The sequence below is a fragment of the Maribacter sp. Hel_I_7 genome (assembly GCF_000688315.1).
GTDB classification, from domain to species: Bacteria; Bacteroidota; Bacteroidia; order Flavobacteriales; family Flavobacteriaceae; genus Maribacter; species Maribacter stanieri.
The window spans coordinates 779740-793088 of record NZ_JHZW01000002.1 but is presented as its reverse complement, the minus strand read 5'-3'; the positions used below and the strand labels follow the sequence as shown (position 1 = coordinate 793088).

Sequence of the window (13349 nt, the reverse complement as noted above, 5' to 3'; positions counted from 1 at the left end):
AATAGAGGTCGTTTAGGATTTGTTGTGCGAACCATCGCATTTGGGCATTTTCTTAGATAAACCACAAACACAATCATGTAAATCTTTACCGATGAATATTCTTTTGGAATTCTTTTCAATTCTAGATGTACGTGTAGTAGATTTTTTGACTTTTTGAATATAAAGTATGTATCCTTTTTGACGATTAGGAGTTAAACTATCAAAAACTTCTTTGAATTTTGGATCTTCTGAAATTTTTGTTCTAGTTCAATATGAACAACAAAGTCGGATTATTTTTTGAGTTTTTCATGTATCATAAACTAATATGATTTATGACAGTATAGGATATTCAAAAACCTAATTAATATAACTGGTCTTTTTATTTAATTTAAATAGTAATAAGTTCGATTAAGGACTAAATCGGATAGATTCAACAGCTTATAGTTTATCAAAATAAAAAAACAGAAAAATATTAATAAAGGAGTACTGTATGTACTACAATCCTCCTTTAAAGGTGCTAGAACTTTTAAGCGATGATTAAAGTCGTAAGATTAATCAATCATATCAAAACCACAATAAGGCACCAATACTTCTGGTATTTTTATTCCTTCTGGAGTTTGATAATTTTCTAGAATACCTGCTAAAACACGAGGTAATGCTAATGAGCTACCATTTAATGTATGGGCTAGTTGATTCTTTCCGTTTTCATCCTTAAAACGTAGTTTTAATCTATTAGCCTGGTATGTTTCAAAATTTGAAACAGAGCTAATTTCTAACCATCTGTCTTGTGCAGTTGAAAATACTTCAAAATCAAACGTAAGTGCAGCTGTAAATCCTAAATCACCACCACATAGGCGTAAAATGCGGTAAGGTAGTTTTAGTTCTCTAAGAATATTTTTTACATGTTCAACCATGCCGTCTAAAGCTTCATATGATTTTGAAGGGTGTTCTACACGAACAATTTCAACTTTATCGAATTGGTGTAAACGGTTTAAACCACGTACATGTGCTCCATAGCTACCTGCTTCTCTTCTAAAACAAGGCGTGTAACCAGTATATGTAATAGGGAAATCGTTCTCGTTTACTATAACATCTCTAAATATATTGGTAACAGGAACTTCTGCCGTTGGTATCAAGTAAAGATCATCTGCGGTTACGTGGTACATTTGTCCTTCTTTATCAGGTAACTGTCCTGTGCCATAACCAGATAATTCGTTTACCAAATGCGGTACCTGAATTTCAGTATATCCTGCTTCGGTATTTTTATCTAAAAAGTAGGCTATTAATGCTCGTTGTAAACGAGCTCCTTTTCCTTTATAAACAGGAAAACCTGCACCAGCTATTTTTACACCTAATTCAAAATCTATAATGTCATATTTTTTAGCAAGCTCCCAGTGTGGCATTGCTCCTGAATCTAAAGTAGGTATTTCACCTTCATTAAAAATCTCTTCGTTATCCTCTTCAGTAGAACCTTTAACAACAGATGCATGTGGTGCATTAGGTAATTGGTATAAAAGTGTCTGTAATTCTTCTTCTGCTGTGTTTAGATCCTCGCCTAATTGCTTAGACTCTTCTTTTAACTTAACAGTTTGCTCTTTTAATAAGTTAGCTTCTTGAGCTTTTCCTGTTTTGTATAATACGCCAATTTCTTTGGAAATTTTATTCGATTCTGCCAAAACGTTGTCCAAACTAGTTTGTGCGGCACGTCTGTTTTCATCTAACTGAAGTACTTTTTCAATTAATGGTTCTGCATCTATGTTTCTTTTTCCAAGGGCAAGGATAACGTCTTCTTTGTTATCTCTAATGGTCTGTATTTGTAACATTATGGTGTATTGTATTTGGATGCAAATTTACGTTAATCTTATAATTATTACTGGTATTTAAAGACTAAACAGTTTTGTAACTATTTTTTAAGTTTGGAGTAGCTGGAAGGTAGAATCCATTCATGATGTTTTGTACGGTACCATGGTTCTGCAGCCAAATCTGTTTTAGAATTTATGAAAGATTCATGAGGTTTCCGATTAATGCTGATTTTAGAATTTTCTAAATGAACAGAAACATTCATATTCTTTTCTGCAAATTCTTTCTTTAAATACTGGGCAAATTGCCAAGCAAAATCTGGGTAGGCAAAGATTTTTCGCTCTTGCGCACGTGTAACATACTCTTTTGGGTCAATGATAAATACTTGCTTAGTAGTTGTTTCAATTGCTTTAAAAGTTCCTTTTCCGTGTCTACTACGTAGCATCATTCGCCAGCTCATTCTATGACCTTCTTCAGTCCAAAGTACATCATCTTTAATTGCATGGTGTCTAATAGGTAATATCAACTGTATTATAAAATATAAGCTTGCCCCTAATATGAGTGTATTTCCATAATTTGGCATGGATGTATATGATGCTGCAAAGGGAGCTTTTGTTTTGAAAAATATTTTACGAATGGTTTCTGGGTCAAAAAAGAAAACACTAAAAGCAATTGATAAATACGGAAAAATACCAATCTGAAAAATGATGGAATTAAAAATATGAAAGAAAATTGATGTAAAGAAAGCTATTTTACGAGTTGGTTTCCAAAGTAGCGCAGGTACAATTAGTAAATCAAATAAAATACCTACGGTACCAATGATACTATGTATCCAAGGTTCTTGCAAAATTTCACCAACCAACCAATAATTTTTTTTTGACCTCATTAACACTTCAATAGTGCTGAAGTCTAACCAATCGCCATACATTTTAGCAATAGAGGCGTACACATAAACAATGAATAATTGAAGTATTATAAGCCATTTTACATATGAATACATTGAATTGCATTCTAATTTCGGATTGATTTTAACGTCTAATGACCTGTACCTTTCTGCGGGGAAGAAGCACATGGCAAATGAAATTAATATGAGTAAATAGTAATGGTTATTATAGGCAGTCTTTTGCATCAAATAAGTTACTGTCCACAAAACTGTAAATGTTATTATACTTGCACGGTATTTTAACCCTATAGCGATGAAAATACCTAGCAGACCCATTATGCCGAAATAGAAATACATGCCATAGCCAGGTAGTGGCTGTAGAAATTCAAAATCTATGAAAGGGAAAGTATATTTTGGGTCAATTAAATTTCTTTTTACCCAACCTGTGCCAATTGCACCAAAACATTCAAGTGACACGAGTATGCCAAAAAAAATACGAAAGATGATTAGTGGGCTATTATCTATACGTTGAAATAACAACCTGTTTAACATAATTACCGCTGAATAAATTCTATTGATTTTTCTTTGTCTTTGGCTAATTGAGCCTTTAAAGCTTCAATAGATTCAAATTTATGCTCATCTCTTAAACGAACCAAAATATTAATTTGAATTTTTTGATCGTATAAATCTGCATCAAAATCGAAAAAATTGATTTCAATTGATTTTTCAGTACCATTAACGGTAGGGTTATAGCCTATATTCATCATTCCGTAAATAGTTTTATCGGCAATACTACTGTTAACTACATATGCGCCATTTTTTGGTATTAGTTTGTAGTCTTCGGCTATATAAAGATTAGCGGTAGGGTAGCCTAACTGTTTGCCAATGCCTTTACCTTTAATAATCGTTCCCGTTAGCATGTACTCATAGCCTAAGTAGCTATTAGCAGTTTCAATATCGCCATCCTCAAGCGCCTTTCTAATTTTTGTTGAACTTACAGAAACATCATCAATTTCTTGAGCAGGAATTTCATCTACCGTAAAGTTATAAGTACTTCCAAAAGTGATTAAATCTGATATGTTCGCGGTTCTATTTCGTCCAAACCTGTGGTCGTAACCAATAATCACCTTTTTGATGTTTAAGGTGTTTACAAGAATATCCCGAACAAATTCTGTTGCCGTAAGTCTAGAGAATTCTCTAGTGAATGGATGAATGATAAGAACATCAAGACCAAGTTTTTCTAAAATAGTAATCTTTTCATCAATTGTATTTAACAGTTTAATGTTGGTATCTTTCTGTAAAACCATTCTAGGATGCGGAAAAAATGTAAGTACAGAAGATTTTAATGCCGTGCTTTTGGCATGGTTTATGATTTTGTTAAGTATTTTAAGGTGACCAATATGTACACCATCAAAGGTGCCTATGGTAATGACCGTAGGATATTCTTCTTTATACTTAGAAATGTTGCGGACTGTAATCACCTATGATAGAAAATAAAAAGACTTATATTTGATTTTGAGTTAAAAGCCTCTTAATGATTGCAAAATTACGCCTAGTTTTCTCAATTACCATAGTATTTCTTTCCTTTTCCAGTATGGCACAAACTGCTTATTGGAAAAATACGGAATTAAATGCAACTGCTAAGCAAATTTCTAAACAGCGTTTAAGAGTCAATAAAGGAAAGGCTTTTATTTTAAATCAAGCGGAATTTGAAACTGCCCTTGCAGAAAAACAGGGCTCTAAATTAATTTATTTTCCAAATGAAGATGGTAGTTTAATTCCTTTTTTAGTGGAAGATGCTCATCTTTTTTCTACAGAACTTGCCGAAAAATATCCGTCAATTAAGTCTTATAAAGGTATAGCCTTGCACGACCCTACGAAACAAATACGTTTTAGTATTTCTCCAAAAGGTATTCAAAGTACAATGAGTACTTCTGGTGATAATGGCGCTTTATTTATGCAGAAATCAATTGAGGATACTTATGTTCTATATCGCAGAACGGAGCAAGACCAACGAGATATTGACTTTGTCTGTAAGACAATGCCCGAGGTTAAGGAGTACTCACAGAATTTAACTGCTAAGTTAGTTGATGACCAAACTCTCAGAAAATTTAGGGTAGCTATTTCCGCTTCAGGTGAATACACACAATTTCATGGCGGTACAAAGGCAGATGCCCTTGCTGCGATTAATGCAACACTTACTAGAATAAACGCTGTTTTTGAGCGTGATTTATCTATTACACTCGAATTGATTGCGAATACTGATTTAGTAATTTATACAAATCCAGAAACAGATCCATATACAGGTAGTTTAAGTTCTCAAGTGCAAAATACTTTAACAAATGTAATCGGCGAATCAAATTATGATATTGGGCACTTGTTTAATCAGCAGGATAATACTTTAGATGGTAATTCTGGTTTTATTGGAGCAGTTTGTACAGATAGTAGAAAGGGTAGTGGTTACACCACATTATCTTCGCCTGTTGGAGATGCTTTTGATATTGATCTAGTTGCTCATGAAATGGGGCATCAATTTGGAGCCAATCATTCATTTTCACATATTTCTGAAGGAACTACAGTACAGGTAGAACCTGGTAGTGGTACAACTATTATGGGTTACGCTGGTATAACCGGTGTTAATAATGTTGCTAGCAATAGTGATGATTATTTTCATTATGTAAGTATAGTTCAGATCAGAGATTATTTAAAAACAGTTTCTTGTGGTACAACAGAAGTAATAACCAATACACCACCAACCTTAGCTCCTTTAGTAGATTATATAATACCGAAAGGAACTCCTTTTATACTTACAGGTGAAGGAAGTGATGCAGATACTGGCGATGTTCTAAGCTATACTTGGGAGCAAATTGACAATGGCGTAGTAACGCAGGCTACTTTTGGTCCAAATAATCCCGCAGGTGCTAATTTTAGGTCTTTGCCGCCAAAGCTTGTTCCACAAAGATATTTTCCTAGTTTAAACAGAATATTGTCAGGTGAACTAACTCAAACTGTCCCAACGGCAGGTGATGCATGGGAAACTGTTTCTAATGTGGGACGTGATTTAAATTTTTCATTGACAGTGCGAGACAATGCATTAAACGGAGGGCAATCGGCGTCAGACGAATTAAATGTTACGGTAGTAAATGATGCGGGGCCATTTTTAATTAGTTCTCAAAGTACAGAAGAAACTTTTGAGGCTGGATCCGTGCAAACCATTACCTGGGATGTGGCAAATACTGATGTTGCGCCAATAAGTACAGAAACGGTAACTATATTTTTATCAACTAATCGTGGTGTAACATTCCCTATTATTTTGGCAGAAAACACATTGAATGATGGTAATCAAACTGTAATTATACCAAATATTGCTACCAGTACTGGCAGAATAATGATACAGGCAGACAATAATATTTTCTTTGCCATAAATGACGCTAATTTTGCAGTTACTCCTTCGGAAATAGTACTGAATTTTGACCAAATAGGATATGATATTTGTAAGCCTAATGACTTAACTATTCCATTTACATATGAAACTAATTTAGGGTTTGATGAAGAAAGTGCATTTAGCGCTATGGATTTGCCAGTTGGCTTATCGGCAAATTTTACGCCTGAAACTGCAGATGCTACAGATACTTTGGTTGATATTGATTTTGAAGGTGTTTCCACTTTAGATGTTGGTATATATCCAATTAGAATTTTGGCAACTTCAGCAACGGTTACAAAAGAAATTACGCTACAGTTAAGAGTGTATGATGATAATTTCGAAGATGTTGTTTTGACCTCCCCGGTTGACGGTTTTGAAAATGCATCTACAGATGTATTACTTGAATGGGAAACATCTGTAGGGAATACGCAATATGATATAGAAATTTCTGATGATGCTGCTTTTACCAGTATAATAGAATCAAGTACCGTAAATGGTGGTTCGTTCTCACCGACCCTTATAGATAATAATGGGTTGTATTATTGGCGAGTTAAACCAAAGAATGATTGTGGAGAAGGAGTATTTGGTACAGCCTTTAGTTTTTCTACGGTGCAATTTAACTGTACAACAAAGAGCGCTTCAGGTATGCCAATTGCCATCTCTAGTAGTGGTACTCCTGTAATTACTTCTAAATTGGTGTTTTTTGAAGATTTGCCGGTAGCTGATATTAATGTACAACTTGACATTGAACATACCTTTTTGGCGGATTTGGTAATCAATTTAACATCGCCGTCAGGTACTACAGTGACTTTGTTATCTAATTCTTGTGGAGATGCGCGTAATATTAATGCCATCTTTGACGATGATAGTCCTGCTTTTAATTGTTCTGTTAATCCTGGTATAGGCGGTTCGGTAAAACCCTTAGGGAGCTTAAGTTCTTTTAATGGCGAATCTTTAGTTGGTGAATGGATTTTGGAGATAAAAGATAATGCTCCATCTGATGGCGGTAGTTTAAAATCTTTTACATTAGAGGTATGTGTTGAAGGAGATTTTAGACCGGATGCTGATAATGATGGAGTTTTTGATGATGGAGATGACCTTTGTTTAAATACTCCTGTAGGTCAAGAAGTTGATGCTTCTGGCTGTGCTGTATATCGTTTTCCTCCAGAGAATTTTATAATTAGTTTAGAGAGTGAAACCTGTAGAGATAATAACGATGGGTCTTTGTCAATTGTACCAAAACTAGCTTTGGATTATCAAGTAGTGGTTTCTGGAAATGGTATTGATCTTACGCAAAATTTTTCCAATGCCTTTAATTTGGCTAACTTAAGTTCAGGTACATACACCCTTTGTATTATTGGAACTAATGGTCTTATAGTTTATCAAGAGTATTGCGTTGAAGTTCAAATAGCAGAACCTTCTATCCTTAATGTTTCCTCTAAACTTGCGGATGATAATTCTCTTGTACTACTTGAGATGAATGGGTCGTCGTTTTATATGATAGAGTTGAACGGAGTGGCTATACAGACAGAAGAGTCTACCGTAGAATTAGTACTGGAAAAGGGGTTGAATACTTTAAAAGTATATACAGATGTTCCATGCCAAGGTATTTATGAAGAACAAATTGGCTTTTATGAGCAACCGGTATTATTTCCTAATCCGGTAAAAGATTTTGTGGAGGTTTATTTAGGTGCGCAGCAAGAAGAAGTAGTGGTTAGTGTTTTCAGTTCTGATGGTAGGTATATTTCAAGTACAACTACTTTGCCTTTAGACGGTATTGTAAAGTTAGATTTGAGTTCTCTTGCTACCGGAATTTATTATTTGAAGTACGAGGGTAGCACAATTAAAGGAACTTCTAAAGTAATTAAAGAATGATGCGCTTATTAGTACTTATCGCTTGCTTGTTTATGGCTATTACTAGTTGTAAAAAGAAAAGTGCCGCAACGCCACCTGAAGCTGTATCCTTAGTGTTTCCAGATGAGAATTCTGAGTGTACTACTGGGGTGAGCTTAGGACAGGAAACAAGTCAGGTAGAGTTTCGTTGGAATTTGGCAGATAATACAGAAACGTATGAATTACGTGTTACAAATATCTCTACAGGTACTGTGCAAACAATAGTATCGGCGTCAAATTCTGCCAAGCTGCCTTTGGAAAAAGGAGAGCAATTTTCTTGGTTTGTACGTTCTAGAAATAGCGATGTTGAACAAACAGTTTCAAGTGAGGAATGGTATTTTTATAATTCAGGTTCTAGAACAACATTTGCCCCATTTCCAGCAACAATTGAAAGTCCTGCAGCGTCCGATAATGTTTTTAAAGATATTAATAATGAGGTCATACTATCTTGGTCAGCTTCTGATTTAGATGATGATATTGAAGGTTATGAAGTGTACTTCTCGGTAGAGACGCCACCAATAGATTTAGTTCGTGAATTGTCAGCTCCAATAACAAGTATAAAAGTCTCTGTAACATCAGACACAGTTTATTACTGGAAGGTCATTGTAATAGATGAAGAAGGTAATAAGTCAGATACAGGTATATACACCTTTAAAGTCCTTTAGGAGTTGTTGTATTGGTTCATGGTTCTTGCTATTCCGGCAAGTGCGAATGAATTAATTATTTCTGTAGATTTTTTTAATCGCTCTGGTAATAATGCTTTTTCCTCATCATTCCATTGACCTAAAACATATTCTACCTGTCTACCTTGTCCAAAGTCTGCACCTACACCAAAACGATATCGGTTGTAGAGAATAGTTTGTAGAAATAACTCCACATCCTTTAATCCGTTATGTCCGCCATTACTACCTTTTGTTTTTATCCTTATGGTGCCAAAAGGTAAATTAATATCATCTGTAATAACTAGTACATTACTTTGTGGTATGTTCTCTTTATCCATCCAATATTTTAATGCTTTACCACTACGGTTCATATAGGTAGAAGGTTTTAAGCAAATAATAGTTCTGCCTTTTATTTTATATGATCCAATATCACCTAGTTTAACAGTTTCGAAAGTGAAATCATTGGTTTTTGCTACCTCATCTAATATTTTGAAACCAATATTATGACGAGTTTCTGCGTATTCATCACCTATATTACCAAGGCCAACTATTAAGAATTTTTTCATGGGATCTTTCTCTTCAGGAATTATGCTCTGCTTAGAAAAAAGTGATTTTATAAAACCGAACATTTGTATTATAATTTAGGTTGTAAAAATACAAAAGCATCCTGATACAAGTACCAGGATGCTTTATTATGAATTTAAAACCGTTAGGTCTATTCTTGAGCAGCTTCTTCAGAAGCACCTTCAGCTCCTTCAGCACCTTCTTCTCCATCTTCATCCTCATCATCAACAACAACAGCGGTACGAGCAGTTTTAACTTGTACTACTACTTGGCTTTCTGGGTGTAAAATGGTGAAATCATCATTTAATAATGATGATACAGATATGTTTTGACCGATTTTCAATTTAGAAATATCGATATCAAAGAAATCTGGTAATTTAGCAGGTAGTGCTTTAATAGAAAGTTTACGTTTTCTAAATAACAAACGACCACCGTTACGAACACCTGGAGAGTTTCCTTGTAATCTTACAGGAATATCCATAGTAACCATTTTATCATCAAATAATTGATAAAAATCAATGTGGATGATAGCATCTGTTACAGGGTGAAACTGAATGTCTTGCATTACTGCCTTAAGAGAGGCTCCACCATCCAATTCAATTGCAACTGTGTGTGCATTTGGAGTGTAAACCAAGTCTCTGAACGCTAGTTCTTCTGCTGAAAAGTGTAATGGTTTATCCCCTCCGTATACTACGCAAGGAACCTTTCCAGCATTACGTAGGGCTTTAGTTGCCTTTTTGCCCACGCTTTCTCTTTCTGATCCTTTAATTGTAATTGACTTCATTATATGTATTAAAAATTAATATTCTACGTTTTAAAACTTCTGCTTCCTGTTTTTAATGGACTACATTAAGAACTTAGAAGAGATTGAGTTATTGTTGTGTACTTTGTGCATTACATCTGCAAATAGATCGGCACAGCTCAAAACCCTTACTTTATCACTTTTAATTTCTATAGGAATAGAATCGGTAATGATTAGTTCGGTCAGTTTTGAGTTTTCAATTTTTTCATATGCGTCTCCGGACAATAAGCCATGAGTAGTTATCGCTCTTACGCTAGCGGCACCGCGTTCCATCATTAAATCTGCTGCTTTTGTTAATGTTCCGGCAGTATCTACCATATCATCCACAAGAACCACATTTTTCCCTTGTACATCACCAATAAGTTCCATATGTGATATGACATTTGCCTTAGCTCTTTGTTTGTAACATACAACGACATCACTATCTAATGCCTTGGAATAAGCATAAGCCCTTTTAGACCCGCCCATATCTGGTGAAGCAATAGTAAGATTTTTAAGTCCTAATTTTTTTAAATATGGTAGAAATAGTGTTGATGCAAATAGGTGATCTACTGGTTTTTCAAAAAATCCTTGTATTTGATCAGCATGTAAATCCATCGTGATAATTCTAGTAGCCCCTGCTGTTTCTAGCATTTTAGCAACTAATTTAGCTGCAATTGGCACTCTAGGTTTGTCTTTTCTATCTTGTCTTGCCCAACCAAAATAAGGCATAACCGCTGTTATATGTCTTGCTGAAGCTCTTTTTGCAGCATCAATCATCAACAACATTTCCATTAAATTTTCGGGTCCAGGATGCGTTGAACCAATTAGGAAAATTCTAGTACCTCTAATTGATTCTTCAAATGAAGGTTGAAATTCACCATCGCTATAACGAGAAAATGAAATCTTGCCTATTTCCGCACCATAAGCTTTGGCAATTTTTTCACCTAAGACCTTACTTTGAGTGCAAGCAAATATTTTTGGTTGTGGAACTTGGTATGACATGTCTTTAGTTATTGTTTTCCAAACAGTTGCTTCTTATAATTAGTTGAAGACCTTGTTTTTAAGGAGGTGCAAATTTAAAAATTAAATTTGGTTGCGAATGCATAAATGTTGATATTTTTAGTGATAGAAAGAAAATTATTATTTAGTTTTGCAGTCTTGTTTTTAAAGGAAGCCGTTTTCTACGGTAATAATGCTCGAGTGGCGGAACTGGTAGACGCGCTGGATTCAAAATCCAGTTCTTCGGAGTGCGGGTTCGATTCCCGCCTCGAGTACAGAATAAAACCCTAATAATTTGAATTTCAAATTGTTGGGGTTTTTTGTTTTTCTTTTTGTGATAGTTTTCAAAATTCTAACCAAAAAGGCGCGCTTGATGTATCTTAGCTAACTGAATTTTAGACAAAAGGTTATAATTTGAATAATAATTAAGTTGTGCCTAGTGATAATTAAAAATTTATTGTGGACTTCTAAATGATTGATTTTTTAAAAAAGTACGAAATTTGGATTTTTTTGGTACTTGCACCTACGCTAAATTTGGTAATTACTTATGCTAAGAGCAAAGGTATAATAGATTTTTTTCCGTACACAAATGGTCGGTTTTATGCATTAATGTTTTTATTGTTATTTATTGTAAAAATCACAAAAGGTAATGAAGGCATAAAGAATTTATTTAGACCTATGCTGGTTTGGAAAATTCATCCAAAGTGGTATTTATTTAGTTTACTTTTCGCATTTACCATAGGTTTATTGACATTGTTAATTAAAGCTTTGTATCACGGAGATATGTCTTTTCTTTCTTTTGATATATACATCCCAACGTTAAAATTTACTTTATTCTTATTGTCTTGGGCATTTCTAGGGGAAGTAGTGTGGATCGGTTATGCATTTCGTGAACTATCAAAAATCACCAAACCATTTTATGCAACTCAAGTTATCGGCTTTGTATGGTCATTATGGTGGCTTCCGTCAGTTTATATAAATGTTGGTGTTATTGAAGATCTTCCTGTATGGCCGTTATTTTTAAATATGATGGGAGCTGCAGGTATGTGTGCTATTGTATATTCAAAAACAAAAAGTGGACTATGTGTATTGGTAATACAATCGATGTTAAATATGTCTCTTGTTTTATTGCCAATTTCACCAGATGCAGGTGACTATACCTATACCATTTTTGCAGTTCTTTATTTTCTAATAATGTTGGTCTTTATGTATTTTATGCCCCCAAAGTTAAATTATGAGTCAGCTAATGAATTAAAACACGCTTAAAAGTAAATTGCCTGTTTATAATTATCTAGACATGTAATTTATCAGCCTTTGTTTTTTCTTTCTTTTTTAATTTATCGTTAGCACATAATTGCTTCATAATACTATCGGCTAAAAATTTTGCCAGATTTACGGGAACAGCATTACCGATCATTTTATAGCCGGCAGCAACTTTTTTGTAATGAAAAACAAAATCATTAGGAAAAGTCTGAATTCTTGCACATTCTCGTACACTTAACCTTCTATAAAGATGTTCTTTACCAGGAACAAAGACACGCACATCTTTTTTAATAAGCTTCATTTTAGGTGCTTGCGGGTGTATTGGTGCATGTCTACCGCCAGCTTGTATCGTAAAAGATTGTTCGTCCCAATTACGGACACGATTTCTAGACATGTACATGGTAGAGAAGCCACCGATCATATACTCATGATTTGGGATGGGGCATTTATCACCATTCGTATTATTAAACTCTAAAGCGGGTAAAGCTTTTTTCTGTAAATCTGCTATAGCGGTTTCAAGTGTTACTTTAGGAAAGGTTTCTGTTGGAAATTCATATTTAAAATTTAAATCTTTCCTTATTCCAATAAAGAAAATTCGCTTTCTGTCTTGTGGTACATTATAATCAGATGCATTTAGCATTTGAAAGGAAAGGTCATATCCGGCACCTGCATTCTTTAAAAGGTTTTTAATACCATCAAGTGCTGTACTATGTTTGTTGATTAGCATACCACTTACATTTTCTGCTAAAAAGAACTTAGGTTGCTTTGCTTCTAATATTCTAATAAAATCATAGAACAATTGACCTCTCTTATCTTGAATACCTCTTGCCGCTCCTGCTGCACTCCAACTTTGACACGGCGGACCTCCAATTATACCATCACAATCTGGAACTTCGTCAGCGGGGATATCTACAATACTTCTTTTATCGAATTTGGTATTGGGATGATTTTTTTCATAAGTCTCCCAAATATCCTTGTCATACTCATTTGCCCAAATAACATTAAAGCCAGCTTGTTCAAAACCAAGATCTAATCCGCCAGCTCCAGCAAAAAATGACACTACTTTCATTCTGTTATTCTTTTAACTCAAGTCTTTTA

Annotated in this window: 11 protein-coding genes and 1 tRNA gene; 4 read left to right on the top strand and 8 right to left on the bottom strand. The window is 34.5% G+C overall.

Annotated features, from left to right (window positions below; all coding sequences use genetic code 11):
- Positions 1-12: 12 nt before the first annotated feature.
- The 4 genes from P178_RS22865 to P178_RS0104895 form a co-directional block, all read right to left on the bottom strand.
- Positions 13-234, bottom strand: a complete 222-nt coding sequence (locus P178_RS22865) for a YdeI/OmpD-associated family protein (RefSeq protein WP_081819434.1) — start codon at positions 232-234, stop codon at positions 13-15.
- A 296-nt stretch (positions 235-530) separates the two neighbouring features.
- Positions 531-1802, bottom strand: a complete 1272-nt coding sequence (gene serS / locus P178_RS0104905; RefSeq protein WP_027065164.1) for a serine--tRNA ligase — start codon at positions 1800-1802, stop codon at positions 531-533.
- Between the two features lie 80 nt (positions 1803-1882).
- The gene (locus P178_RS0104900) at positions 1883-3214 is read right to left on the bottom strand and encodes an HTTM domain-containing protein (protein ID WP_027065163.1); all 1332 of its coding nucleotides are present in this window, start codon (positions 3212-3214) and stop codon (positions 1883-1885) included.
- A gap of 2 nt (positions 3215-3216) precedes the next feature.
- Positions 3217-4143: a bifunctional riboflavin kinase/FAD synthetase gene (locus P178_RS0104895; RefSeq protein WP_027065162.1), complete on the bottom strand. Its 927-nt coding sequence runs from the start codon at positions 4141-4143 to the stop codon at positions 3217-3219.
- Between the two features lie 53 nt (positions 4144-4196).
- Between P178_RS0104895 and P178_RS0104890 the strand changes: the two genes are divergently transcribed.
- Both P178_RS0104890 and P178_RS0104885 read left to right on the top strand, forming a co-directional pair.
- Positions 4197-7961 (top strand): reprolysin-like metallopeptidase, encoded by a 3765-nt coding sequence (locus P178_RS0104890; protein WP_027065161.1) that lies wholly within the window; start codon positions 4197-4199, stop codon positions 7959-7961.
- Positions 7958-8644 (top strand): hypothetical protein, encoded by a 687-nt coding sequence (locus P178_RS0104885; protein WP_231500504.1) that lies wholly within the window; start codon positions 7958-7960, stop codon positions 8642-8644. Before P178_RS0104890 ends, P178_RS0104885 begins: the two co-directional genes overlap by 4 nt.
- Here the strand turns inward: P178_RS0104885 and pth are convergent.
- From pth to P178_RS0104870, 3 genes are all read right to left on the bottom strand, one after another.
- A complete protein-coding gene (gene pth / locus P178_RS0104880; protein ID WP_027065159.1) occupies positions 8641-9270 on the bottom strand; it encodes an aminoacyl-tRNA hydrolase in 630 nt (209 codons plus the stop codon). The genes P178_RS0104885 and pth overlap by 4 nt on opposite strands.
- A gap of 86 nt (positions 9271-9356) precedes the next feature.
- On the bottom strand, positions 9357-9989 hold the full coding sequence (locus P178_RS0104875) for a 50S ribosomal protein L25/general stress protein Ctc (protein WP_027065158.1): 633 nt from the start codon (positions 9987-9989) through the stop codon (positions 9357-9359).
- A 60-nt stretch (positions 9990-10049) separates the two neighbouring features.
- A complete protein-coding gene (locus P178_RS0104870) occupies positions 10050-10991 on the bottom strand; it encodes a ribose-phosphate pyrophosphokinase (RefSeq protein WP_027065157.1) in 942 nt (313 codons plus the stop codon).
- A 192-nt stretch (positions 10992-11183) separates the two neighbouring features.
- Between P178_RS0104870 and P178_RS0104865 the strand changes: the two genes are divergently transcribed.
- Positions 11184-11263, top strand: a tRNA-Leu gene (locus P178_RS0104865).
- Positions 11264-11459: 196 nt separating this feature from the next.
- Complete coding sequence (locus P178_RS0104860; RefSeq protein ID WP_027065156.1) at positions 11460-12254, top strand: type II CAAX prenyl endopeptidase Rce1 family protein; 795 nt, start codon at positions 11460-11462, stop codon at positions 12252-12254.
- A gap of 25 nt (positions 12255-12279) precedes the next feature.
- Here the strand turns inward: P178_RS0104860 and P178_RS21480 are convergent, their stop codons facing one another.
- Positions 12280-13320, bottom strand: coding sequence for a DNA cytosine methyltransferase (locus tag P178_RS21480; protein WP_036145734.1), 1041 nt, complete (start codon positions 13318-13320; stop codon positions 12280-12282).
- Positions 13321-13349: the final 29 nt, after the last annotated feature.

Bases quoted from the DNA above. Each gene is read 5' to 3' on its own strand.
- P178_RS0104885 (WP_231500504.1), top strand. From the start codon at position 7,958: ATGATGCGCTTATTAGTACTTATCGCTTGCTTGTTTATGGCTATTACT.
- P178_RS21480 (WP_036145734.1), bottom strand. From the start codon at position 13,320: ATGAAAGTAGTGTCATTTTTTGCTGGAGCTGGCGGATTAGATCTTGGT.
- P178_RS0104890 (WP_027065161.1), top strand. From the start codon at position 4,197: ATGATTGCAAAATTACGCCTAGTTTTCTCAATTACCATAGTATTTCTT.
- P178_RS0104875 (WP_027065158.1), bottom strand. From the start codon at position 9,989: ATGAAGTCAATTACAATTAAAGGATCAGAAAGAGAAAGCGTGGGCAAA.
- P178_RS0104900 (WP_027065163.1), bottom strand. From the start codon at position 3,214: ATGTTAAACAGGTTGTTATTTCAACGTATAGATAATAGCCCACTAATC.
- P178_RS0104860 (WP_027065156.1), top strand. From the start codon at position 11,460: ATGATTGATTTTTTAAAAAAGTACGAAATTTGGATTTTTTTGGTACTT.
- serS (WP_027065164.1), bottom strand. From the start codon at position 1,802: ATGTTACAAATACAGACCATTAGAGATAACAAAGAAGACGTTATCCTT.
- pth (WP_027065159.1), bottom strand. From the start codon at position 9,270: ATGTTCGGTTTTATAAAATCACTTTTTTCTAAGCAGAGCATAATTCCT.
- P178_RS0104870 (WP_027065157.1), bottom strand. From the start codon at position 10,991: ATGTCATACCAAGTTCCACAACCAAAAATATTTGCTTGCACTCAAAGT.